The 24,242-nt window shown below is 67.7% G+C and carries 20 protein-coding genes; 9 read left to right on the plus strand and 11 right to left on the minus strand.

Annotation, left to right across the window (positions count from 1 at the left end; genetic code table 11):
• Positions 1-23 precede the first annotated feature (23 nt).
• Together ACIBG5_RS34425 and ACIBG5_RS34430 are read right to left on the minus strand one after the other, a co-directional pair.
• On the minus strand, positions 24-587 hold the full coding sequence (locus ACIBG5_RS34425; protein WP_396395699.1) for a hypothetical protein: 564 nt from the start codon (positions 585-587) through the stop codon (positions 24-26).
• A gap of 126 nt (positions 588-713) precedes the next feature.
• The gene (locus ACIBG5_RS34430; protein ID WP_396395700.1) at positions 714-1,349 is read right to left on the minus strand and encodes a DJ-1/PfpI family protein; all 636 of its coding nucleotides are present in this window, start codon (positions 1,347-1,349) and stop codon (positions 714-716) included.
• Between the two features lie 62 nt (positions 1,350-1,411).
• On the opposite strand from ACIBG5_RS34430, the gene ACIBG5_RS34435 reads away from it, so the two are divergent.
• Entirely contained in the window at positions 1,412-2,749 is a 1,338-nt protein-coding gene (locus ACIBG5_RS34435) for a PLP-dependent aminotransferase family protein (protein WP_396395701.1), read from the plus strand.
• Between the two features lie 45 nt (positions 2,750-2,794).
• On the opposite strand, the gene ACIBG5_RS34440 is transcribed toward ACIBG5_RS34435, so the two are convergent.
• A complete protein-coding gene (locus tag ACIBG5_RS34440) occupies positions 2,795-3,607 on the minus strand; it encodes an alpha/beta hydrolase (RefSeq protein ID WP_396395702.1) in 813 nt (270 codons plus the stop codon).
• A 283-nt stretch (positions 3,608-3,890) separates the two neighbouring features.
• Between ACIBG5_RS34440 and ACIBG5_RS34445 the strand changes: the two genes are divergently transcribed.
• Positions 3,891-6,656 (plus strand): AAA family ATPase, encoded by a 2,766-nt coding sequence (locus ACIBG5_RS34445; protein ID WP_396395703.1) that lies wholly within the window; start codon positions 3,891-3,893, stop codon positions 6,654-6,656.
• A 1-nt stretch (position 6,657) separates the two neighbouring features.
• Here ACIBG5_RS34445 and ACIBG5_RS34450 read toward each other — a convergent pair whose 3' ends face one another.
• Together ACIBG5_RS34450 and ACIBG5_RS34455 are read right to left on the minus strand one after the other, a co-directional pair.
• Entirely contained in the window at positions 6,658-7,608 is a 951-nt protein-coding gene (locus ACIBG5_RS34450; protein WP_396395704.1) for an alpha/beta hydrolase, read from the minus strand.
• An 87-nt stretch (positions 7,609-7,695) separates the two neighbouring features.
• A complete protein-coding gene (locus tag ACIBG5_RS34455) occupies positions 7,696-8,538 on the minus strand; it encodes an alpha/beta fold hydrolase (protein ID WP_396395705.1) in 843 nt (280 codons plus the stop codon).
• Positions 8,539-8,972: 434 nt separating this feature from the next.
• Here ACIBG5_RS34455 and ACIBG5_RS34460 point away from each other — a divergent pair, with 434 nt between their 5' ends.
• Entirely contained in the window at positions 8,973-10,472 is a 1,500-nt protein-coding gene (locus ACIBG5_RS34460) for a hypothetical protein (protein WP_396395706.1), read from the plus strand.
• Positions 10,465-12,822 carry a hypothetical protein gene (locus tag ACIBG5_RS34465; RefSeq protein ID WP_396395707.1) on the plus strand — a complete coding sequence of 786 codons (2,358 nt, stop codon included), beginning with the start codon at positions 10,465-10,467 and terminating at the stop codon, positions 12,820-12,822. Before ACIBG5_RS34460 ends, ACIBG5_RS34465 begins: the two co-directional genes overlap by 8 nt.
• Before the next feature lie 32 nt (positions 12,823-12,854).
• Here ACIBG5_RS34465 and ACIBG5_RS34470 read toward each other — a convergent pair whose 3' ends face one another.
• Positions 12,855-13,559, minus strand: a complete 705-nt coding sequence (locus ACIBG5_RS34470) for an NUDIX hydrolase (RefSeq protein WP_396395708.1) — start codon at positions 13,557-13,559, stop codon at positions 12,855-12,857.
• A gap of 69 nt (positions 13,560-13,628) precedes the next feature.
• Here ACIBG5_RS34470 and nadA point away from each other — a divergent pair, with 69 nt between their 5' ends.
• Positions 13,629-14,609 carry a quinolinate synthase NadA gene (nadA, locus tag ACIBG5_RS34475; protein ID WP_360448450.1) on the plus strand — a complete coding sequence of 327 codons (981 nt, stop codon included), beginning with the start codon at positions 13,629-13,631 and terminating at the stop codon, positions 14,607-14,609.
• The gene (nadB, locus tag ACIBG5_RS34480; RefSeq protein ID WP_396395709.1) at positions 14,606-16,117 is read left to right on the plus strand and encodes an L-aspartate oxidase; all 1,512 of its coding nucleotides are present in this window, start codon (positions 14,606-14,608) and stop codon (positions 16,115-16,117) included. The genes nadA and nadB overlap by 4 nt, the downstream gene beginning before the upstream one ends.
• Positions 16,118-16,123: 6 nt before the next feature.
• Here nadB and ACIBG5_RS34485 read toward each other — a convergent pair whose 3' ends face one another.
• Positions 16,124-16,351 carry a winged helix-turn-helix transcriptional regulator gene (locus ACIBG5_RS34485; RefSeq protein WP_396395710.1) on the minus strand — a complete coding sequence of 76 codons (228 nt, stop codon included), beginning with the start codon at positions 16,349-16,351 and terminating at the stop codon, positions 16,124-16,126.
• A gap of 26 nt (positions 16,352-16,377) precedes the next feature.
• On the opposite strand from ACIBG5_RS34485, the gene ACIBG5_RS34490 reads away from it, so the two are divergent.
• The gene (locus tag ACIBG5_RS34490; RefSeq protein WP_396395711.1) at positions 16,378-16,530 is read left to right on the plus strand and encodes a zinc-binding dehydrogenase; all 153 of its coding nucleotides are present in this window, start codon (positions 16,378-16,380) and stop codon (positions 16,528-16,530) included.
• Between the two features lie 69 nt (positions 16,531-16,599).
• Positions 16,600-18,480 carry a glycosyl hydrolase 53 family protein gene (locus ACIBG5_RS34495; protein WP_396395712.1) on the plus strand — a complete coding sequence of 627 codons (1,881 nt, stop codon included), beginning with the start codon at positions 16,600-16,602 and terminating at the stop codon, positions 18,478-18,480.
• A gap of 74 nt (positions 18,481-18,554) precedes the next feature.
• Here the strand turns inward: ACIBG5_RS34495 and ACIBG5_RS34500 are convergent, their stop codons facing one another.
• Together ACIBG5_RS34500 and ACIBG5_RS34505 are read right to left on the minus strand one after the other, a co-directional pair.
• A complete protein-coding gene (locus tag ACIBG5_RS34500) occupies positions 18,555-19,028 on the minus strand; it encodes a pyridoxamine 5'-phosphate oxidase family protein (protein WP_396395713.1) in 474 nt (157 codons plus the stop codon).
• A gap of 67 nt (positions 19,029-19,095) precedes the next feature.
• The gene (locus ACIBG5_RS34505) at positions 19,096-21,870 is read right to left on the minus strand and encodes an AAA family ATPase (RefSeq protein ID WP_396395714.1); all 2,775 of its coding nucleotides are present in this window, start codon (positions 21,868-21,870) and stop codon (positions 19,096-19,098) included.
• Positions 21,871-22,121: 251 nt separating this feature from the next.
• Here ACIBG5_RS34505 and ACIBG5_RS34510 point away from each other — a divergent pair, with 251 nt between their 5' ends.
• Entirely contained in the window at positions 22,122-22,802 is a 681-nt protein-coding gene (locus ACIBG5_RS34510; RefSeq protein ID WP_396395715.1) for a sigma factor-like helix-turn-helix DNA-binding protein, read from the plus strand.
• 19 nt (positions 22,803-22,821) lie between these two features.
• Here ACIBG5_RS34510 and ACIBG5_RS34515 read toward each other — a convergent pair whose 3' ends face one another.
• Positions 22,822-23,757, minus strand: a complete 936-nt coding sequence (locus ACIBG5_RS34515; protein ID WP_396395716.1) for a hypothetical protein — start codon at positions 23,755-23,757, stop codon at positions 22,822-22,824.
• Complete coding sequence (locus tag ACIBG5_RS34520; RefSeq protein ID WP_396395717.1) at positions 23,754-24,242, minus strand: hypothetical protein; 489 nt, start codon at positions 24,240-24,242, stop codon at positions 23,754-23,756. The genes ACIBG5_RS34515 and ACIBG5_RS34520 overlap by 4 nt, the downstream gene beginning before the upstream one ends.

Here is a 24,242-nt window from a genome sequence, read left to right on the forward strand (position 1 = left end):
ACCGATGCCCGGCGCGTCTCCAGTCATCGCGGTGGCCTCCGCACGTAGTCGAGAGTGCGGAACACGGCGGCGGTGCTCAGTCCGTAGACCAGGTGCGCGCTGAGGTCCTTGGCGAGGACACGGCGGTCGTACTTCCAGATCGGTTCGTAGAGTCCGGCTGCGGGCAGCGTCACGTAGCCGCTCCCCCAGACGCCCGCGCCGAAGGGAGCGCCGTACCGGATCTTGGGCACTGGTACCGATCCCGCGAGGACGCCGTACACGGCACCGTTGAGGATCCCGAACCCCCAATGCATCACGTTGTTGACCAAGGCGGCCCTGCGGTCCGGCAACTCACGACGGAACAGCCCTTCGTAGAGCCGCTTCCCCACTTGGGCAGGTGCAGGCGCCTGGTCCCAGCTCTGGACGTCGGCTGAGAACTCCCAGCGCGGAAATCCGCTCTTACCGGCATCCTTGCGGTAGCGGCCGTACAGCAGCAGGTCCATGGCCAACGTGCCGAGGGCGCCCGCCGCCGATCCGCGGAGCACGGCTCCCAATGGCGTCTGCGGCCGACCTCCGGCCGACCTCATCTGCCGGATACCTCTCATCATGATTCCTCCCTCATTCACACAGCCGGAGGGCTGTGGATCTGGTCTGAATCACAACGATGCTCTTGCACAGCCCGCGTCGCGCCCGCGAAGATCCCTGGTCCTCTCCCGGGGGCCGGCGCGGGCGCATTACGCCTTGAGAGTCTCGAGGTCAGTCGGGGACGACTCCAGGTATGGAGTGACGTTGCCCAGTGCCCGGGCGACGTAGTCGCCCTTCTCGCCGACAGGGGCGACGTAATGCATAGCGTCTCTGGCAGCGTCGAGGCTGTGGAGGCGAGCGATGATCCAAGTGGCGAGGTACGTCGACGCCAGGCAGCCGCCCGCAGTTGCGACGTTGCCGCGGGCGAAGAACGGCTGATCGAGGACCTCAACGCCGGCGGCCACAACCCACGGCTTGGAGACGAGATCAGTGCAGGCGGGCACGTCACGCAGATGTCCGAGCTTGGCCAGGACCAGCGCGCCGGAACACTGCGCGGCCAGCAATTGCCGGGAAGGATCGAGCCGGCGCAGCGAACTCATGATGGCAGCGTTCTCCACTACTTCGCGGGTCTGCCGGCCACTGCCGACGATGACGGCGTCCGCGGTGCAGGCCTCATCGAGATCGATGGTGGCATCGATCGTGACGCCGTTCATCGAACGCACCCGCGGCGTCGGGCCGGCGATCGAAACTCGCCAGCCGGGTGCGCTGACGCGGTTCAGAATGCCGAGGGCGATGAGGCTGTCGAGCTCGTTGTAGCCGTCGAAGGTCAGGATCGCGATGTGCATGATCCACAGGCTAGGGCGCCGATCCATGACGATCGAAAAATTGTCATGGATACACTGCGGTGGTGAGAGTTCCGAAGTACAAGGGCGTGGTCGATTCGCTGGCCGCACAGATCCGCGACGGGCGGTGGCCGGCGGGCCACCGTCTACCCACTCATCGCAAGCTCGCCACCGACCACGGGATAGCAGTCGTGACGGCATCCCGGGTGTACGCCGAGCTGGAAGCGATGGGACTGGTCAGCTCCGAGCAGGGCCGAGGCACGTTCGTCCGTGACCTCTCTGCCGCGTCCGGCGATGAGATCGATCAACGGTCGGTGGCCGTCGACGCGATCGATCTGAGCTTCAACTCGCCCTCGGTTCCCGGCCAGGCCGAGCTGCTGCGCCAGGCCCTGCGGGACCTCGCTGGAGCCGGCGACCTCGACGCGCTCCTGCGCTACCAGCCTCACCGCGGACGCATTCAGGACCGGACCGCGGTCGCCAGTCACTTGCGCCGACGGGGACTCGACGTCGGCCGCGAAAGAATCCTGATCGTCAATGGTGCCCAGCACGGACTCGCCGTGACAGCAATGGCCCTGTTTCAGCCCGGCGACGTGGTTGCTGTGGACGCTGTCACGTACCCCGGGCTCATCGTGCTCGCGCGCACACTGGGGCTGGAGTTGTCGCCCCTGCCGGTGACCGAGGCCGGGCCTGATCTCGATGCACTCGAGCAGTTGTGCCGACGACGGCGGGTCCGCGCCATCTACACGATGCCGACCCTGCACAACCCGCTCGGCTGGGTGCTCGACGACTCGCAACGCACGCAACTCGTCTCGATCGCCGACCGGTACGGCGTTTCGATCATCGAGGACGCTTCGTACGCCTTTCTCGTCGAGGACGCACCAGCGCCCCTGGCGATGTCTGCGCCTGACCTCACGATCTACGTTTCGAGCCTGTCGAAGAGCGTGGCCACCGGTTTGCGGTTCGGCTTCATCGCCGCACCCACTGAGTTGGTGCCGGCACTCGAACGCACCATCCGGGCAACGACCTGGCACACCCCTGGCCTGACAGCAGCGATCGCCTCCCGGTGGCTGGACGATGGCACCGTCGACCGCCTGGAGGCACAGAAGCGGACCGACGCCCGCCTACGCCAGTCCATCGCCGCGGAGGTGCTGGCTGGGACGCCCTATCTCGGCCACCCGTCGTCGTACTTCCTGTGGTTGCCCTTGGCACCGGACGCACGCCCGGACCGCATCGCGGCAGCTCTGGCCACCAAACAGGTCGCGGTCTCGACAGCTGAACCATTCGCAACAACGCCCACGGTGCCGCAAGCCCTCAGACTCGCACTCGGCTCAGTCCCTGTCCCCGACCTCCGTCTCGCCCTCCAGGCAGTCCGCCAAGAAGCCGAGCGCGATCCCTACCGCTGACAACCACGCTTCGAGTTGCCAAGGCATACGTGCCGCGGACGGCCTTCAGGCGCCGGCCGGGGCCGGCCAGCCGGCCTGTTCTGCGGCCCAGGCCAAGGCGTAGTCGGCGACCTCCTCCCACCCCTCGTGCGCGGGCAGCAGGTGCGGCATGCCTTCGTATTCCTTGATCTCGGTGATGGTCTTCGACGACTTGTAGTGCTTGGCGTTCGACCGCTGGATGCTGGGCGGCATCAGGTGGTCCTCGCTGCCGGAGATGAACAGCAGCGGCGGCCGGTTGTCGTTGTGGTAGTCGACGTGGACATCCTGCGGTCCGGGCTCGAAGTTCGCCAGCAGACTGTTCCAGAAGATCCGCCCCGAGGCCGGGACGTGGTACCGGTGGTAGAGCTCGAGGGACTCCTCCTCGGTGAAGCTGTTGGCGAACGTGTACTTCCACTGCTCGGGCGTCAGCCCGACCGCCTTGTGCCGGTTCGCCGGGTTCTTCAGCACCGGGAACGACGCCTTGACCTGGGACAGCGGGGTGACGCGCACACCCTCGGTCGGCGCGGAGTTGACCGCCACGCCCGCGGCACCGAATCCGTGGTCCAGCAGGACCTGCGTGAACGCTCCGCCGGCGGAGTGGCCGATGATGATCGGCGGCTCGTCGAGGGCGCCGACCACCGACTCCAGGTGCGAGATGATCTCCGGGGCGGTCACCGCCTCGATCGGCGTCGGGTCGGCGTTGAGTGCCTCGACCTCCACCTCGAACCCAGGGTAAGCGGGCGCGACAACGGTGTAGCCGGCCTTCTGGTAACGGTCGATCCAGTGTTCCCAGCTGCGCGGGGTCACCCAGAACCCGTGGACGAGAACGATGGTCTTCATGATGTGCCGCCCTTTCCGGCGAGGTGGTCGATCTACTGAGGTACACCTCTAGGTCCGGACAGCTCGCCGAAATGTGACAGGACCGAACCAGGCGCGCCCGCACGCATCTCGCCGCCGACGCACAGACGGTGACGAACTCGGCCTCCCACGAGCCCTTCTTGCACGCGTTCCTCAACGCCGCCCGCGCCGGCGAGCTCTCCGACCTCGAGGAGGTGCTGGCCGCCTGAGGCTCGTTGCCACCCCCACTGCCCGCAGCCTAGGCTCGGTCATTGGGCGGTGGGTGATGGCGATTCAGCTGCAAGGCCGGCAGCGCGAGTGCGAGGCGCTCGATCGGCTGGTAGTCAGTCTTCGAGCCGGGCAGAGCGCTGCGCTCGTGCTGCGCGGCGAAGCCGGAATCGGCAAGACCGCCCTGCTGGACTACGTGCAGACGCATGCCGCCGGGAGCCGCGTCGTGCGAGCAGCCGGCGTCGAGTCCGAGCTGGAGTTGGCGTACGGCGGCCTGCACCAGCTGTGCGCCCAGCTACGGCCGCACCTGTCCACCCCCAGGTACGACGCCCTCAGTACCGCGTTCGGCTCTACTCCGGGTGATCCCCCGGACCGCTTCCTGGTCGGCGTCTCGATGCTGAACCTCCTGACCGAGGTCGCCGAGGATGAGCCGCTGATCTGCTTGATCGACGACGCTCAATGGCTGGATCGGGTGTCCGCTCAGAGCCTCGCCTTCGTGGCCCGCCGGCTGCTGGCCGAGCGGGTGGCACTGATCTTCGCGGCCCGTGACCCCAGCGCCGCCGATGAGCTGTCCGGCCTGCCCGAACTGGTCGTGACGGGTCTGGACTTCAGCGATGCCCGCGCCCTGCTGGACCTGACCCTGAAGGGCATCGTGGACGAGCGTGTCAAGGACCGGTTCGTGGCCGAGACGCGAGGCAATCCACTGGCGCTGATGGAGTTGCCCCGCACTCTGTCGGCCGGCCAACTGGCAGGTGGCTTCGGGCTCCCCGACGCCCTGGACGCGCGTACGCTGACCAGCCGGATCGAGGAAGGCTTCCGGAGTCGTATCCGCTCGCTGCCGCCCGAGCCTCGGCTGCTCATGCTGACCGCTGCTGCCGAGCCGATCGGTGACGCCGCCCTGCTCTGGCGGGCCGCCGAGCGGCTGGGGATCGGTCCGGACGCCGCCGCACCGGCGGAGTCCGCCGACCTGATCGACATCGGTGCCCGAGTACGGTTCCGGCATCCGATGATCCGCTCGGTCGTCTACCGCGACGCCTCGCAAGCGGACAGGCGCAGTGTGCACGGTGCCTTGGCCGCAGCCACCGACCCTGCAGTGGATCCTGATCGGAGAGCCTGGCACCGCGCCCATGCCGCCGTAGGGCTCGACGAGGCGGTGGCCGCCGAGCTGGAGAGCGCCGCCGAGCGGGCCCGGGCCCGCGGTGGTCTGGCCGCCGCCGCTGCCTTTCTGGAGCGAGCCGCCGAGCTGACACCGGATCCGGTACGGCGCGCCGGACGAGCGCTGGCCGCCGCCGGTACCAAGTTCCGGGCCGGCGAACCGGACGCAGCCTACGACCTACTCGCCACCGCGGAGATCGGCCCGCTGGACGATCTCCAGAGCGCCCACCTCGCGCGGCTGCGCGCCCAGATCGTCTTCGCCCGCCGGCGCAGCAGCGATGCCGGACCGTTGCTTCTCGACGCGGCGAACCGGCTCGAGGACCTGGGCGACCCGTTGGCGCGGGAGAAGTACCTGGAGGCGCTCGGTGCCGCGATCTTCGGCGGCCGGCTCGGCGACGTCGTGAAAGTCGCCGAGGCAGCCCGCGTGGCCCGGCCGGCCCCTGCGCCGGCCGGTCCGATGGACCTCCTCCTGGACGGGGTCGCCACGCGATTCACCGAGGGGTACGCCGCCGCCGTACAACCACTGCGGATGGCACTGCACGCCCTGCGCGCGGACGCCACTCACGGTGCGGCCAGGCTCGAGCACTGGTTGTGGCTGGCCTGTCCGGCCGCGCCCGAACCGGTCGCGCCCGAGCTCTGGGACGACGACGCCTGGCATGACCTGGCGACCCGCGCGGTCGAGTTCGGCCGGAGGCTCGGAGCCCTCGGCGCCCTCCCGGTGGCGCTGTCGTACCGGGCGGGCGTCCACGTGCACGCCGGAGAGTTCGCTGCGGCGGCCGCCCTCATCTCCGAGTCCGACGCACTCGCTGCAGCAACTGGCAGGGCGCCACTGCGGTACTCCCGCCTGATGCTCGCCGCCTGGCGTGGCGAGGAGAACGAGGCCATGAAGGCGATCGAGGCCGGGGCCAAGGACGCGACCGAGCGCGGCGAAGGCCGGGCGCTTGCGTTGGCCGAGTGCGTGACCGCCGTGCTCTACAACGGCCTTTCCCGGTACGACGCCGCCCTCGACGCAGCCCGTCGAGCCTGCGAGCAGGAGGATCTCGGATTCTTCGGCTGGTCCCTGGCCGAACTCGTCGAGGCGGCGGCGCGCAGCAACGCCCACACGACAGCGGCCGAGGCACTGCAGCAGCTCGAGCAACACGCGGGCGCAGCCGGGACCGACTGGAGCCTCGGCGTTCTGGCTCGATCGAGGGCACTCCTGACCGAAGGCCAGGCCGCCGACGCCCTCTACCGAGAGGCGATCGAGCGGCTCGGCCGCACGCGGGTCGCCGTACACCTGGCCCGTGCCCACCTGGTGTACGGCGAGTGGTTGCGCCGTGAGCAGCGTCGCCAGGATGCCCGATTCCACCTGCGCGTCGCCTACGACAGCTTCGGCGACATGGGCGCGAAGGCTTTCACCGAGCGGGCTCGCCAAGAGCTCGTCGCGACCGGCGCGACAGCGCGGAGGCGGCAGGTGGACACGCGTGACATCCTCACCGCCCAAGAAGCGCAGATCGCCCAGCTGGCTGCCGGCGGGCTCACGAACCACGAGATCGGCAGCCAGCTGTTCCTCAGTCATCACACCGTGGAATGGCATCTCCGCAAGGTGTTCAGCAAGCTGGCCGTCACGTCGCGCAAGCAGCTCAGCCCGCCCCTGATCGACGCCGCGAGCCCGGTCTCGGCGGTCTGACCTACTTGGCGCCGAGTGCCTTGCGGAGCACGTGGATCGCCTGCTCCACCGCGCCGCTCACGGCCGCCGACTCACGCAACGGGTTCAGCATCATGAAGTCGTGAATCGTGCCGTTGTAGCGGACGCTCGTGGTGCGGACGCCGGCCTCGGTCAGCTTGCGGGCATATGCCTCCCCCTCGTCGCGCAGTACGTCGTTCTCGTCGACGATGACGAACGCCTCCGGCAGACCCGCGAGCTCGTCGAGCCCGGCCCGCAACGGCGACACAGTGCTCTCGCCGCGCCGAGTGTGGTCCGGCTGGTAGGCGTCCCAGAACCAGGCCATCCCCTTGGCGGTCAGGAACGGTCCGTCGGCGAATTCGCGGTAGCTGTCGGTGTCCTGCGCGGCATCGGTCACCGGGTAGTACAGCGACTGGTGGACGAAGGTGACGTCCCCGCGCCGCTTGGCCAGGATGGTCACCGCCGCGGTCATGTTGCCCCCGACCGAGTCGCCCGCGATCGCCAGCCGGCTCGGGTCGAGGCCCTCGTCGCGACCGTGGGCGATGATCCAGCGGGCGGTGGCGTACGCCTGCTCGATCGCGACCGGGTACTGCGCCTCCGGCGAGCGGTCGTACTCGACGAACACGACCGCGGCCTCGGCACCGACGGACAGCTCGCGGACCAGACGGTCGTGGGTGCCCGCATTGCCGAGGATCCAGCCACCGCCGTGGATATAGAGGACGGTCGGCAGGAGCCCTTCGGCACCGACCGGCTTGACGATCCGGACCCGGACGTCACCGACCTCGGCCGGTACCGTGATCCACTTGTCGTCGACCGTGAGCTTGTCGATCGGAGCTGCCTGGATGTCGTCGAGGACCTTCCGAGCCTCCTCCTTCGACAGCTGGTAGAGGAACGGTGGTTGCGAGGTCGCGTCGGCGATCCCCTGCGCCGCCTCCTCCAGAATGTGCTTGGTCATCGGATTTTCCTTCCCTTGATGCATGGTTCCGACGGGCTGAGGAATCCCGGATCCGTGCCCGGTCGCCGTCAGCCCAGATGGCTCGGGTCAGCTGCGCGCGGCCTGTTCGATCACCTTGGTGACGACCTTGGGATCGGACATCAGGCCGAGGTGCCCGGCGTCGTACTCGGTCATGGTGGCGCCCGCCCGCTGGGACATGGCCCGCTGTGCTGTGGCCGGGATGATCTGGTCCTCGGTGCCGATCGCGCTCCACGACGGGATCGTCTTCCAGGCCGGGGTTGCGGACGGCTCGTTGAGCGCACCCAGTGCGCCCGGTCGCTGGGTTGCGAAGACGAGGTCCTTGTCGCCGGCGCTCAGCCCGGTCGCGAACGAGGTGAAGACGGTCGACCGCTTCAGGTACACGTCGGTAGTCGGGGAGGGCGGCAGGGTGGGTGGTACGAGGTCGAAGACCGTCGCAGGGTCGGCCGCGAGCGCCGAATCCGGCCCCACGAGCTGGAAGGGGGTCTCGCCGGTGTCCGGCGCGAAGGCGTTGACGTACACGAGAGCCTTGACGTTCGGGAGCCCGGTGGCCGCGTTGGTGATCACGAACCCGCCGTACGAGTGGCCGACCAGCACGACCGGTCCGGTCACCGTTTCCAGAAAGGCGCGCACTGACGCCGCGTCGCCCGCCACCGAGCGCAGGTTGTTGGGGATGGCGCGCACCGTGTACCCGTCGTCCTGCAGGCGCTGGGTGACGCGGTTCCAGCTCGAGGCGTCCGCCCAGGAACCGTGCACCAGCACGATGGTCGGCTTCGCCCCACGCTGTTCGCCGGCAGCGCTCTGCACCGGGTTGAAGCTCGCCAATACCAGCGCCGCGGCGGTCAGCAGGAACGCCAGAGTGCGCCCGCGTCTCTTGGGACGGCGAGCAGGTTCGGTCAGGGGATTCGTCATGGATCTACTTCTTCCGTGTGATGGACAGCAGCCGCATGCCGGCCGCCTCATCAATAAGTCCGAACACGGACCCGCGATGTGACAGCCCTACCCGGATGTCACACCGCGCCCGCCTACCCGGTCTTAGTGAATGACGCTCGCCGGGACCGGCGTACGTCGCCGTCCTGGGTCGGCCGCCGATTCGTGAGTCGTTGCCACAAGCAACATCCGCGCGCCTCCAGGGGAATCGGCTGAGCGACGCAGGTCTTGTTGTACCCTGCGCTTGCTGCGACCCTGGCATCAGCGTTCCAATGGGGTCCGCCGTGCGGATTTGAGGCGGGGGGATGATGGCGTCCAATCGATTGATCAGGTCGCTTGCCAAGGTTGTGCTGGCTGTTGCTTTCACCGGACCAGCCGGGGGCGTCAAGGAGGCCCTGAACCAGACGATCGACTTGGTGACTGCTTCTGGTGACAGCAAGAGCACAAGTACGAAGCAGGCGGTCAAGGCCGTCGAAGAGGGCCTTCGTGCCTTCGCGGTCAGCGAGAACATTCCCGCGGACACCGTCGACCGCGCCATCGTCAACGCCGAGGCCGTCATCGCGCGCCACGGGCTCACCGTTGACGAACTCATGCGTCTCGGCTTCGATCCTGTCCAGGCGGTAGCCGTGGTCAACGCCCGCGCTGCCACAACGTACCTGCAGTTCGGGGAAGCCGACGCGGTGCTCTGCCGGCGCATCGTCGAGCAGGCCTACGGCACTCTGGTCAAGGCCGCCGTCACGCTACCCGACTTCACTGGCGACTACCGCCGCGAGGTGCTCCAACGGCTGCAGTCGCTCGACGACCTACCCGACCAGGTGCGTTCGGCCGTTGTCGAAGCTCACGCCCTCGACCTGCTCACCGACCCCAGCGGTCGCTGGCAGGCAGACCGATTTCCGTCGAGCACGCTGCTGCGCCCCGAGTTCGGTGTTGTTCCGTTCTGGGGACGGACCGACACGCTGGCGGATCTTGCCGCCTGGATCGACAGCGGTTCAGACGTCACCACCCGCCTCTATGTCGGAGACGGCGGCATGGGCAAGACCCGCCTCGCGATCGAGTCCTGCCGAAGCGCCCAGCGGGCTGGCTGGCGTGCGGGCTTCCTCAGCACGACCTCAGATGGTTCGACCGCCGATCAGCTGACGATCCTCGGCCGCGGCACGCGAGGTGTCGTCGTGACCGTCGACTATGCCGAAACCCGGACCCTCGCGGTCGGCCGGCTCGTCGGTGCGGCACTCGCGACCAAGACCCCCGTCCGAATCCTGCTGCTGGCCCGGAAGACCGGAGAGTGGTGGGAGCGGTTGCGCCAGCTGCCGGACGCCGTCGGCGATTACCTGTGCGGCCCCGCGGTGACCTTCCACTCCCTGCCGCCCCTTGCCCATGGCTCAGCGGAGCGTCATCAGGTCTTCACGCTCGCAGCCGAAGCCTTCAACCGGGCACTACACCCTGAATCGCTCAGGACGGAAGCACCTCCACCCCCAGACGATCTGACCGGCACCGCCTTCGACCGCGTGCTGTTCCTGCTACTCAGCGCGCTCGCCACTGTGGAAGGCGACGGGCGACAAGACGGCCGCGGACTGCTCGACCACGCCTTGCGTCGCGAGCAGCGGTTCTGGGATGTCGGCCTTCAGGATGCGGGTTTGGACATCCTTGCCGGGCGCCCGATTCGCCAGGCGGCAGCGTTGGTCACCTTGGCCGGACGGGTCGATGGCTTGGAGGACGCGATGCGCCTGCTGACCTCCGTGCCGATGCTGAGTGATCAGCCGCAGGCAGCGCTCTGGCGTGTGGTGGAGGTACTCCGGCGCCTGTACCCGGGCGAGGGCTGGCTGAATGGCGTCCAGCCCGATCTCCTCGGAGAGCACCTCGTCGCCCGTGCCGTAGAGGAGGACGCCAGGCTTCTGACGGTGTTCAACCATGCTTGACGAACAACTCAAGCACGCGCTGACCGTGCTCACCCGCCTCGCGCAGCGCGAGCCTGCCGCGGAGGCCACGCTCGCCGAGGTCCTCGCCCAAGACATCGACAGACACAGTGTGATCGCCGCCGACGTCGCGGCTGAAACCGGCGAGCCGCTGATACGCATCCTGTCAGCCGTGCTGACAACGACCGAACTGCCCACCGAGACGCTCGATGCCCTGCTCCGCCGTACATCGTCCGCAAGCGACGCGCTGTTCCCGGTGCGGGAAGCGGTGACGGGCCAATTGCTCAAGAGGCTGGGTACGGCGGAGCCCGCTCGGCGTACCCGACTGCTCGAGAGGCTGGCTGCCGGATACCGCCGACGCGGCGACCCGGAGCGCGCCATCGAAACAATCCGGCTGGCAGCGACCGTAGCCGAGGTCGTCCGAGAAGACCTTCGACCATTCGCGCAGATGAACGTCCTCCTCGAATCGGCCACGATCCTGCAGACGCTCGGTACAGCGGACGAGGCGCTCGCCGACGCGAACACGGCCCTTGCTCTGGCCGATCGTCATCTCGACTCACGCGACGACCCGCGAAGGGGGCGGATCCTCCTCACCCAGGCCGAGATCCTCCTGGACCGCGCACGATTCGCCGAGGCCGCGACCTCGTTTCGTCGTTCCTCCGAACTGTGGCGCACAGCACTCCGTCGAGCTGACGTCGATATCGATCTCGCCGCCAGCCAGTTGGACGCCCGGAGGCAGGCTGGCGAGTTCGAGTCACGCGGCCAAGACCTCCGCACAGCAGGGAGCGGCGGGCTTCACGTCGCCGTCGGCGGCCCAGGCGCCGATCTGTGGGGAGGACCGCTACTGAGCAGCTACCGCGTCAACACGGTGATCGATCTCGAGATGACCCACGTCATCACCACCGTGCCGGCCGGCCTCCCACAGTACGCGCTGGCGGCATCTACCGCCGGAGCCGGGCTATCTCTCGTCCTGGCAGGACACCCAAGGCGAGCCCTCGGCTGGCTCGATCGTGCACTCGAAGCCATCGACGCACTCGACCCTGCAACTGCAGAATCGCTCCGGGCAGAAGCCCTGCTCTGCCGCACCGTCGCATTACACCAAATGCATCGCGCCAAGAAGGCAGGGCAGGCACTCGGCTTGATCCTGACCACATTCGGCACGCAGAGCGAGGCGAACGCTACCGGCGACGAGGTGCGCACCGCCCTCAGCACCACGTCGTATTTCGCCCTCAAGCCTCTCATGGCGGCAGCTGAGCACGACGGATGGAATCGCGGCGTTGACGCGTATCTCGATTCGCTGATCAGCATCATGAGAACGAGTGCGCACCCTCTGGGGCAGGAACTACTACGCGTGCTGCTCGACCTCGCCGTCGACGCCGCCGTGACGTACAACGAGGACAGCCGGCCTGCAGCTAGTGATGCTCTGCTGACGCACCTCCTCCGTCAGCGGGTTTGGACTACCGTGCCGCAGCCGACCTTCGTCGCATCGCGGCATGTGAAGGCGCTCGCTGTGTCGGCCGATGCCTACTCGTTGCTGCAGCGACCCAAGGATCGGCTACGGGCAAGCCGCGAGGCAGTACGCATCGCTACGTCCACCCAAGGGATCAGCGGCGGCGAGTTGGGCGTTGCCTGGTTCTCCCTTGCCCATGCACTCTCCGCGGTCGACCGGCTGGAGGAGGCCGAATCCGCAGCGTTGTCGGCAATCAGCTCCATCTGCCTGGAGGACCCGCTGTTACCGTCATCTGAAGGGCATCTGCTCCGGGCGCTCGAGTTTCACAAGGCGCTGATCGCTGACGACGAGCTTCGTTACCCCGGTCCCCCGCCGGGCCAAGTGGTGGCCGCACTGCGCCGTCTCATGGCGCCACCAGAGACACTCGCGGATGACCCCGCCGGCCGGATCGGAGTCATCGCATTCAGCGCCGTGAGTGCTCTCGCGAAGGCCCGGGACGCCGAGGCGACGGATGACCTGTGCGCGACGTTCCTGAAATTCGCCGAGAGCAACCAATCCGCCAGGCGACTGCAGTTCGCACGGGCCGCGCTCTGGTGGAACGTGATGATGTGCTTCGTCGATGAGGGATACAGCCAAACTGCCATCGATCGCGTAATGGCCGACACAGTCCAGCTGGTCGAACGCAGCGGCACCGAAGAGCCCTACTTTGTCACCGAGCAGGCGAAAACCGCAACGGAGCTCATCCAAGCCCACATGAACCGCAATGACCGAAGTGCGGCTCGCGCAGTCGCGCAGCGCTTCGAGCAGAGCTTACGTTCGCCCAACTACACAGAGGCCCGCGCGCGCGACCTCGGGCAGTCGCGTGAGGAATGGCTCAACATTCTCGACGCCCTGCTGAGCTGAGATCCTGGGCTCCCCTGGGGCGAGATGACGGGTCAGCGCGGTGGGCGGAGTACGGCGAAAGGGTCTGTGACGGTCAGCTCGTGGGCTACGAACTTGTAGACGGTGGCGGGGCGTCCGCCGGACTGCCCGGGGCGAGACGTGCGATCGGTCGGGTCGATCACGTGCCGCCGGGTCAGAACGCGCGTCAGATTGGTGGCGCCGAGCTCGTAGCCCAACGCCGCGCGGAACAAGTCGCGCAGCTCCGTGATGGTGAACTCGGGCGGAGCGAGGGCGAATCCGATGTTCGTGTACGACAGCTTCGCTCGGAGCCGGGCGACCGCCGCGTCGATGAAGTAGTGGTGGTCGAACGCCGTACGCGGTAGGTCGTCCACCGGATGCCAGAGCGTGTCGGTCGGCAGATTGGGCCGCACGTCGGACGGAACCAGGCCGAGATAGGCCGTCGCCAGCACCCGCGCCCGCGGATCGCGGTCGATCGCACTGTGGGTGGCCAACTGCTCCAGATGCGCGACGTCGCGGACGTCGACTTTCGCCGCGAGATGACCGGTGATGGCCTCCCGGAGCCTTTCGGTGGGCTCGACGCCACCCCCAGGCAAGGCCCAGCGATCCCGGTGCGGACTCCGCCCGCGTCTCCACAGCAGGACACACAACCTGCCGTCGCGGACGGACAGAACCACGGCCAGCACCTCATGGGGATAGCTGGGGAAGTTAACCGGATCACCTTTCTTGGCTGCGGGCACGTCGCAGATGGTACCGTCACTCTAGTTATCGCCTATCGAGCGAAAACCTGTCGATGGAAGGACCTCGTCGTGACCGTTGCTCAGAGCACGGCAATCAGCTGGCAGGAAGAGGTACGCCGCCTGGCCCGGGAGCGAGATGCGGTGGTGCTCGCCCACAACTACCAGGAACCGGCGATCCAGGATGTCGCCGATCACGTCGGCGACTCGCTCGCACTGTCTCGCATCGCGGCCAGTACCGACGCGTCCACGATCGTGTTCTGTGGCGTGCACTTCATGGCGGAGACCGCCAAACTGCTCAGCCCTGACAAGACCGTGCTGATCCCCACTGCTCAGGCCGGCTGCTCCCTGGCGGACACCATTGACGCCGACCAGCTGCGGGCCTGGAAGGCCCAGCACCCCGACGCCGCGGTTGTTGCCTACGTCAATACCAGTGCGGCGGTGAAGGCCGAGGCCGACATCTGCTGTACGTCGTCCAACGCGGTGGAGGTGGTGAACTCGATCCCGGCGGATCAGCCGGTCCTGTTTCTGCCCGACCAGTTCCTCGGGGCCCATGTCAGGAGGCAGACCGGTCGGGACAACATCGAGGTGTGGATGGGCGAGTGCCACGTGCATGCCGGCATCAGCGCGGCCGACCTGCGCGCTCAGGTGGCAGCCGATCCCGCGGCCGAGGTTCTGGTCCATCCCGAGTGCGGCTGCGCGTCGTCGGCGGTCTGGCTCGCCGGCGTGGGTGATCTGCCGGCAGATCGGACCCACATCCTGTCCACCGCCGGCATGCTGGACACCGCTCGTGACATGACCGCGAAGACCGCCCTGGTCGCGACGGAGATCGGCATGCTCCATCAGCTTCGCAAGGTGAACCAGAAGACGACCTTCCTGCCGGTGAACCCCAAGGCCTCCTGCCGATTCATGAAGATGATCACCCCGGAACTCCTCGTGCGGTGCCTGCGTGAGGGACGCGACGAGATCCACCTGGCGCCCGAGGTCGTCGAGCGTGCCCGGCGTTCGGTCGAACGGATGGTTGCCATCGGCAAACCTGCAGGTGCTCGATGACGTACGCCGTCGACGTCGTCGTCATCGGCGCCGGCGTAGCAGGTCTCTCGACCGCGCTCGGCCTCGCGGCCACTCGCCAGGTGCTCCTCCTCAGCGCCGGCGACGGCAGCACGCCGTCGGCGCAGGGCGGTGTCGCCGCCGCGTACGGCGAGGACGATCCGCTCGACCACGCGCGCGACACCGACGTCGCCGGTGCAGGATTCTGCGATCCCCGCAACGTTCGGGCGCTGGTCGAGGAGGGACCCCAGCGACTTGCCGAGCTGATCGCTCAGGGGGCGCGCTTCGACCGGAACGACGACGGATCCCTGTCGAGGACTCTCGAGGGCGGCCACGGTCATCCCCGGATCGTGCACGCGGGCGGTGACGCCACCGGCGCGGAGGTTCATCGCGCGCTCAGCAGCGCGCTGGGGCTCACCGGCGTTCAGACGATGGACGGACGGACCATCGGCCTGATCAAGTCGGACTCCGGCCGCGTCGTCGGCGTGCTCGTCGAGACCGGCACGGAGATCACCCGGATCGATGCGCGCGCCGTAGTACTGGCCACTGGCGGAATCGGCAACGCCTACCTCGCGAGCACCAATCCGCCGACGGTGCGCGGTGACGGCATCGCTCTGGCGCTGCGGGCCGGTGCATCCCTGGTGGACATGGAGTTCGTCCAGTTCCACCCGACCGCGCTCTTCACCGGCGAGACCAGCGGTCAACTGCCGTTGGTCACCGAAGCCGTCCGCGGTGAGGGCGCAGTACTGCGTGACATCCATGGGCGCAGGATCATGGCCGGCCGGCACCCGCGAGCCGATCTGGCCCCGCGGGACATCGTCGCCCGGGAGGTCGAGGCAACGATGCGCCGCGACGGATCCGACCACGTCTGGCTCGACGCCACCTCGATCGCACCCGACGTACTTCGTCACCGGTTCCCGACCGTACTGGCCTCCTGCGCTCGGATCGGGGTCGACCTGCTGTCCGAGCAGATCCCGGTCGCGCCCGCCGAACACTTCCTGTGCGGCGGTATCCGGACCGATCGCGACGGCGCAACCGACGTACCAGGTCTGTACGCCGTCGGCGAGGTCGCCGCAACCGGCGTACACGGGGCCAACCGGCTCGCCTCCAACAGCCTGCTGGAGGGCCTGGTCTTCGGCCGGCGCGTTGCCACGGCCCTCACCCTCGACCTCCCCGCAACCGTCCACGGTCGCTCACACGAACTGGCGCTGAACCATGATCGCGAACCCGAACGGATCCGCGCGATCCTGACCAAGTACGCCGGTATCCGTCGCGATGGCGCAGGTCTGAACGCCGCTGCGGACGAACTCGAGCCCCTGGGCAACGGGCCGCTGGCGACGGTGGCGCGATCTGTCATCGCGGCAGCGACCACACGACAAGACAGCCGCGGCTGTCACTGGCGCTCGGACTACCCCCGCACCGACGAACGATGGAACGAGCATGTCGTCGTACGCCTCGACGAAGAAGGCCGCCCAACTACCCGACAGCTCCTACGCTCGGGCACACGCTGACCCCGCTCAGGTTGCGGGGGGTACGTCGTCGAGGTGGTTCTCCACCCAGGTGCGGAGTTGGGCGAGGGGTTCGGCGACGCTCTTGCCGAGGGCGGTGAGCGCGTACTCGACGTGCAGCGGAACGGCAGGGTAGATCGTGCGATCGATGAAGCCGCGGTCCTCGAGGCGGCGCAGCGTGTGGGTGAGGACCTTCGGGCTGACGCCCTGCAGCACACGGCCGCCGGGCTCGCGCATTCCTGGTCGAGCCCGACGGCCCGGCGTTGACCACGATCGCCGAGCTCATCGACGCCGGCGACGTAGCGGTCGAAGTAGAGGAGATCTTCACCTTCGACCGGGCCCCCGAGGCGCACCGCCGCGGCGAAGGCGGACACACCCGAGGCAAGCTCGTCCTCCGCGTGGCCTCCAGCTCTTGACACCGGTCGTGCTGGGACGGATTCTGTGACCGCTCACAGCTTCCGCCTCGATGACAGGACGCCGCCGTGATGAGACCAACGCATCTCCTCAGATCTGTCACCGCACTGGTGGTCCTCGCCGCCATCACTTCTTCTCCGCAGCCGGCCGCAGGGATCGGCGGGACAGCAACGATCAACCCGATCGCGAGCGACATCGCGGCCAAGTTCTGGTCGTCGGTCCAGGTGAGTAGTGGCTCGGCCACCGCGGCACTCGCGAAGGATCAGGACGAGGCGACAGCGTGGATCGCCGACGACCGCAGCCCAGGGCAATGGTTGACGCTCGATCTCGGCGGAGGGTACGACGCGATCCGCAAGGTCGAGGTCGTCTTCCCCGATGCCGGTGCCACCTATCGCTACGTCGTCGAAGCGTCGAGGGACAACTCGCACTGGGCCGCAATCGCGGACCACTCCCGCAGTACGGTCGCTGCTCGTGGCGCCGTGGACCTGGTCCATCGCGAGGGAGTCCGCTATCTGCGGGTCCGGATCATCGGCACCAGTCCTGGTGCGACGGTGGGCATCAGTGAGATCAGAGCGTTCAACTATCTTCGCGACGACCTGGTGAACGGCGCGGACATGTCGTACGCCGACCAGCACCAAGGTCAGAACTTCTACGTGAATCCGAACCCGTCGATGGAGAACATGGGCGCCGGACCGGGTCTGCTGGACGTCGCGGCCGACCGCGGCATGCAGTACACGCGGTTGCGCGTCTGGAACGAGCCCCGCGACGAGAGTTCGGGCCTTCCGACCTCACCGGCGTACCAGGGCCCGGACCGCACCGCGGTGGTCGCCAAGGCTGTCGTCGCGCAGGGCATGAAGCTCGGTATCGACTTCCACTACGCCGACTCGTGGGCCGACCCCGGAAAGCAGCCCAAGCCGCGTGCGTGGGCACAGCTGACGTTCCCCGAACTGCAGCAAGCCATGTACAAGTTCACCTACGACTATGTACGCCGCCTGGCCGGGCAGGGAACGCGACCGGATAAAGTTGCTGTCGGCAATGAAGTGATCAACGGCTTCTTGTACGGCAGCGAGGCCGCCGAGATCGGCACGACCAGCCCGCCGTACTTCGACCGGGACAAGGACATCTACCAGTCCCAGCCAGGTGGCGGCCTGCTGTGGAAGTACTGGAAGTCGACAGTGCCGGAGGAGCAGGTCAAGTACAACCAGGCGTGGGATCGTTTCGCATCACTGATGGCCACCGGCATCAGCGCCGTTCGCAAGGCCTCGCCGTCCACCAAGGTCGAGGTCCACGCCATCGTGGACAAGGACCGGTTGGACAAGACCATGGAGTTCTGGCAGCAACTCCTCCCCCGGCTCAAGGCCCGAGGCGTGAATCCGGATGTCTTGGCACTGTCCTACTATCCCGAGTGGCATGGCTCGCCGGACGAGCTCGATCTCTACCTGCACACCATGGCGACGACACTGGGGAACTACCGGCTCGAGATCTCTGAAACGTCCTACCCGGCATCCGGCGAAGGCGGCGCTCCGATGCCGAACTCCACGTTCCCGCGCACGGTGCAAGGTCAGGCCGACGCGCTCCAGCGCGTGATCCAGGCGGCGAACGACATCGTCGACAACAAGGGCGTCGGGATGCTGGTCTGGGAGCCGGCGGACTGGCAGTCGATGTTCCGCGCGGTCCCGGGGATGCCCGGGTACTTCGAGCCGTACGCCTCGATCGACATCTTCGCCAAGAGTGCCGCGAAGAACATCCTGCAGGACAAGGTCTACCTCACCGCCAAGGGAGGAAGTGCTCCGCGACTCCCCCACAACGTCACAGTCATGCGGGTGAAGGACAAGGTCGTCCGAGCCACGCCGGTCAAGTGGAGTCAACCCGACCCACAGGGCACCAGATACTCGATCACCGGCCAGACCGCCTACGGAGCTGTCACCGCGATCGTCGACGTGCTGAACTGACCGCCCGGGCGGTGTCTTTGGGTCGGTTGGATCGGCCGAGCGCCGCCCTGGTCCGCGCATTCCCCCAGCGGCATCTAGCCGAGGTCCACCGTCATCCGCCGGTCAGTGCCCGTGCCGTACTCCGGGTGCCGCCCGGGGATGTGGATGGAGTGCTCACTGATCCGCGCCCGATACAGCCGCCGCACCTCTGGATCACGCAGTTCCGCCGCGGCAAACTGTCTGAGTCCCGGGAACCGTGTCCAGCTCACGGTGTCGAGACATCCCTCCAACTCGTCGTCCGGGACCACCTCTGCCCGGGCGATCAAGTAGACCGCCTCCCCACTGCCGATCTCCGCCGCGGAGTCGAACACCACCATGCTGACCTCGGGCCGCTCGGCAATGTTCCGCGAGTGATGTGATTCGAGAGACGACACCCAATAGACGACTGAGTAGCCATCCGGCGAGAAGTACACCGGCGACACTCGCGGGCGACCGTCCGGGTCCACGGTTCCGAGAACCATGTATCGATTGCTGTCGATCAAATGCTTGGCCAGCGCGACAGGTACCATCCCGGAAAGCTAGCCGACAACCGGGTCGGTCTTCAGGTCGCCGACGCTCTGAGGATCGTCTGCTGGATCAGATTGTTGCTGTGGCTGACGTTGCTGTGCCCTGGGCGAGCCTGGTGGAGATCTCTCTGCGAGAACTGATGCCGAGCTTGGAGAAGACCTTGCGCAGGTGCCAGTCGATCGTGTGTGGGCTGAGGAACAGCCTCGCGCCGATCTCGTGATTTGTGAGCCCGTCGCCGGCAAGCCGAGCAATCTGCGCCTCCTGAGCCGTGAGTGCGGTCTGTGGAGCGACGGCGCGCTCGCGCACTCTTCCTCCTGTCGCGTGGAGCTCACGACGCGCGCGCTCGGCGAAGGCGTCAGCGCCGAACTGGCTCAACATCTCGTGGGCGATCGTGAGCTGCGCGCGAGCGTCGACACGGCGGTTCTCCCGTCGCAGCCACTCCCCGTACAAGAGATGCGCCCGGGCCAAGTTCACGCGGACCCGGGTCCTGGCGAGCCGCGCGATCGCCTCACGGTAGAGGTCCTCGGCAGCGACGCCGTCGCTCAGCAGAGCGCGTGAGCAGGCCTCGGCGCCGAGCGCCCAGTCCGTGCCGCTGGCCCGTGCTGTCTCCGAGAGCTGCTCCAACGCGTCGTGCGCGGCCTCAGGCGAGCCATTGCGCACAGCTGCCTCGATCAGCTCGGCAAGAGCCCATCGCGGCGCGCCGAATTCCTCCTGGTACCTCGCGGCCGCGCGGGCCGCACTCATTGCCTCCTCGTACTGCGCGAGGCCGTTGCACAGTACTGCGTGATGGCAGTTCGCAACCGTGACCCCGAGCCCCTGGCCATGGACGGCCCCCTCACTGACAGTCGCGTCGATCAACGCGCGTGCCTCCCGTTCATGACCACGAGCTGCGGCCAACGCCAGAGCCCCGAAGGGCGGTTGGACGGTCCCGGTCGCAGTACTCACCGTTCGCACTTCCTCGACCACTGCCGCCGCCGCCATCAGGTCGCCGGCGAAGACGAGCACCACGGCCGACGAGTCCAGAGCCAGCGGAAGCCCGCTGAGCGCGCCTGTCCGACGGGTGAGTTCTACATGGCGAGTCGTCACCGTCTGCCAGCGCTCGAGGTCCCAGAGATCCGCCGCAATGACCCCCGCCAGCAAGAGCCAGCGCAGCGACTCCTGCACAGGAAGGTCGTCGGCAGAGAAAGCCGTGAGGGCGCTCTCGATCGCCGGTACCGAGGCCTTGAAGCCATCCGTCAAACGCATCGCCAACGCATCCAGCAGCTCATCGGTCGCACGCGGCAACGGCGACGGCGGCGCACCACGCGCCGCTGTTCCCACCTCCGGCCACCCCGGGCTCCGCGCCAGATGGCCGGCGAAGACAACCGCCGAGACTGCTTCCAGGTAGGTGTCACGAGCAAGTGCTACGTCGAGCTGCTCTAGCCGGCGAGCTGCGGCAAGCAGCGGAGCAGGAGCGTCCATGCCGCGGCCCTGCGCAAACGCAAGACCGGCGTGCAGCACATCGATCCGGGCACGAGTCAGCTCGTCGGGCGGATCGATGCCGGCAGTCGCCAGAAGACTCGTCGCCGATCCGAACGACCCGGCCTGGAACTTCGCTTGGGCAGCTTCCAGCGCGCGAGTCGAGCGGCGGCCAGGATCGCGCGTCAGCTCAGACGCGCGCTCCAGGAACGCAGCCATCGCCGCCATCCCACCGCGTGCCTGCGCGCGGACGGCCGAACGCTCGAGCTCCATCGCGACGTCCTCGTCAGGACCTGACGCAGCCTGTGCACGATGCCAGGCCCGGCGATCCGGATCCACCTCGGGATCGGTCGACTCGGCCAACGCACGATGTGCCGCCCGGCGCTCCGTCAAAGATGCGACGCCGTACGTCGCGGAGCGCACCAGCGGATGCCGGAACCGGACGCGGGCGTTGAGGGTGATCAGCTCCGACGCGTTCATGACCGCGGCGTCGACGTCGACGCCCAGAAGCTCGGCCGCCCGCCGCAACAGCCTGACGTCACCGACCGGCTCGGCGGCCGCGACGACCATGAGCGATCGAGTCTCGACCGAGAGCGACTCGATCCGGCGGACGAACTCCCGCTCGATCTGGCTCGAGAGCGGCCGCGCGTCCGGTAGCGCGAGGCCGGCGGCCACTTCCGCCACCGTCCATCTGCGCGGCAGTTCGAGAATGGCCAGCGGGTTGCCGCCGGCCTCGGCGAGGATCCGGTCGCGCACCCGCAGGTCAAGCGGACCGGTGACGACGGAGTCCAGGAGTCTTCGGGAATCACGCTCGAGCAACCCTCTGACCGGCACCTCGGGCAGGCCGGCCAGTGTTTCGTGCGACACGGGTTCACGGACGGCGAAGACGAGTACGACGGACTCCGCGAGCAGCCGGCGGCCGACGAAGCCCAAGGTCAGTGCCGATGCCTGGTCCAGCCACTGCGCGTCGTCGACGAGACAGAGCAGTGGCTGGTCGGCTGCTGCATTCGCGAGCAGGCTCAGAGCGGCGAGGCCAACCAGGAACCGGTCGGGCGTAGTGCCCGACCGGAGGCCGAACGCCGCACCGAGCGCATCTCTTTGAGGCTCCGGAAGGTGGTCCAGACCGGCAAGCAGCGGAGAACACAGCTGGTGCAGCCCGGCGTACGACAGTTCCATCTCCGACTGAATGCCGGCCGCCCGCACGATCCGGTATCCGTCCGAACGCTCGATGGCGTACTTGAGGAGTGCGGTCTTGCCAATTCCCGCCTCACCCCGCAGGACCAAGGCCGCACTGCGCCCCGCCTTGGCGCCTCGCAGGAGGTCGTCAAGGACTCGACACTCGTCTCGTCGCCCGATCAGCCTGGCGCCCGACTGGCCAGGTGCCACCGATCGAGAGTACCTGCAATCGCATCCGGGTCGGTACGCCGGACCGGCCGCTGACATGTCAGGGCCGCAAGCAACAGAAGGCAAGACCGAACCGGAGGCCACGAACCTCGTAGTCGCACAGGGCCACGTGGCAGAAAGGCCCACGTGGCAGGCCACGGACGCCCGGGGGCGCGCAGACACCGGTGACAGCCGGACTGTGATGACTGACGCATTGCTGCAGTACCTGCCGGACCGGGAGAAGGGCCAGGAGGATGAGCGTTGGTGCCGCGACAGCGAGTTGGGAGCGCGAGAGACCCGGCGCAGTCCTCGATGGTGCGGCTGAGTCTGCCGACGGTGACCTCGACGAGGCCCTCGCTGTCTTCCTCGGCGAGCGAAGACGACTGACAGCGATCGCGTCGATGATCCTGCGCAGCGTCACCGAGGCCGAGGACGTCGTACAGGAGGTCTGGGTTCGCTGGCAGAAGACGGACCGGGCAACCGTCGGCAACGCGCGAGCACTTCTGGTGACGATGACGACTCACTGTGCCATCAATGTCCGACGGTCGGCCAGGCGTCGTCACGAGGTGTACGGGTCGTCAGTCCCGGATGCGGCAGACCCGGACGCCAGTCCCATGACGGACATCGAGCAGAGCGAAGCTCTCGGGGAGGCGGTGATGCTCATCCTGGCGAGGCTCACCGCCAACGAACGCGCGGCGTACGTTCTCCGGGAGGCATTCGACTATCCCTATGACCAGATCGCGGAAGTCCTCCAACTCGGCCCGGTCTACACCCGCCAGCTGGTCTGCCGTGCTCGGCGGCACCTCGCCATCGACCGGACCGCGACCGTCAGTCCGGACCGGCACCGACGCTTCCTTCAGACGTTGATCGACGCGACCCGGGGCGGCAGCCTGACCAGGCTCGAGGATCTGCTGGCTGCGGACCTCGCAGGCTGAAACGGCGGTTGTCCCGCACTCACGCCGCCGTCGTCCGATCAGCGCTCGCGGCGCAATAGTCGCGAATGAGGTCGATCACGGTGCCGGTGGTGCGATCGAGGTGACTGCGGCCGTCGGGCAATGTCGCCGTTGGGCTGATGTAACTGCGCGGCCCGACGTGAGTCGCCGGATCGAGCGTTCGCACCGTGACCTTTCCGGCACGTACCGCGCGATTCCAGCCACTATGGCGCAGCAGCCGCCACCGCTGCGGGAAGATCCACGTCCCGACTCGTTCGATGCGATCCTTCGAACTCGTCAGCTGGTACACGTGCTCGACCAACGACAACTCGTTGGCGCCGTTGTGAAAACCGCCCAGCATGATCACCAGGACGGGAGCGCCCAACTGGCGGTGGACTTCGTCAACCGCGCCGGTGGAGACCTGAGCGCCCCCGCTGTAGCTGAGAAGTACTACCGGGATGTTGCTGCCGGCCCGATACCCGGCCAGTCGAAGCTGAACGACGATCTGCTGACCGACCGCTCGGTTGTACAGGGGCCGGTACCGGCGGTCGGCCGCCACAAAGGTCTGCATGACGTTGTGCAGGAAGAGCAACAGACCTGCTCGACGACGCAGCCACGCCCACACCGGCCGATCAGCGAGCGGCGCGGCCAGCGGCGAGTAGGGCTGCACCTGACCCAGCACCCGCAGCTCCGGCGCCCCGGCGATCACGGCCTGGACGAGTTGGCCGCCGTCCCGGGTGTCACGGAACTGACGTTTCCCAATGCCGTCGAGATAGACCAGGTACGCCGCCGGCGGACGATCGGGTGGCGCTCCACGGGCATACGGCAGACCCTCCGGCAGCTCCGAGGTCGGAACCCTCCAGCCGACGCTGTACGCGAGTACTTCGTACCGGGCCAGCACGCCCTCGACGATCAGAGCCAGACCGATCCCACCGAGCAAGAGCACCAGACTGTTCATGCGACGGACTCCCCCACCCCGACCGCCAGCGCCCTCGCGACGAGTCGTCGAACCACCTCGACTGCGCACGCGAGCCCGAAGGCAGCAACAGCCAAGCACCCCGCTGCGGCGGCCCAACTCAGGCCGCCGGCCGCGGCCAGCGGTCCGGACAGACTGGCGCCGACCGCAGTCAGAAGCAGCACGTGAAGCAGCGGACCGAGCCACGGAAACGCCAGGATGCCTGCGAGCACCAGTGGTGCGATGAGGCCCGGTGTCCAGACGAGTCCGGCAGTGTCGGGCGCCGGATCGGACCGCAACAGTCCGGCAAGTGTCCACGCCGTCCGAGGCCACAAGGCAATCACCGCGCTCTCGATCAGGGTGCCGGTCAACAGCAACCCGACGACTACGGGCCGGGACATCCGGGGACGGCGCGAGACGAGAGGTAGAACGCGTCCGGTCGCCTCGGACAATCCGGCGATCAGCAGCAGCACCACAACAGGCGACAT

This window comes from Kribbella sp. NPDC050241, from assembly GCF_044459685.1.
Classification (GTDB): Bacteria; Actinomycetota; Actinomycetes; order Propionibacteriales; family Kribbellaceae; genus Kribbella.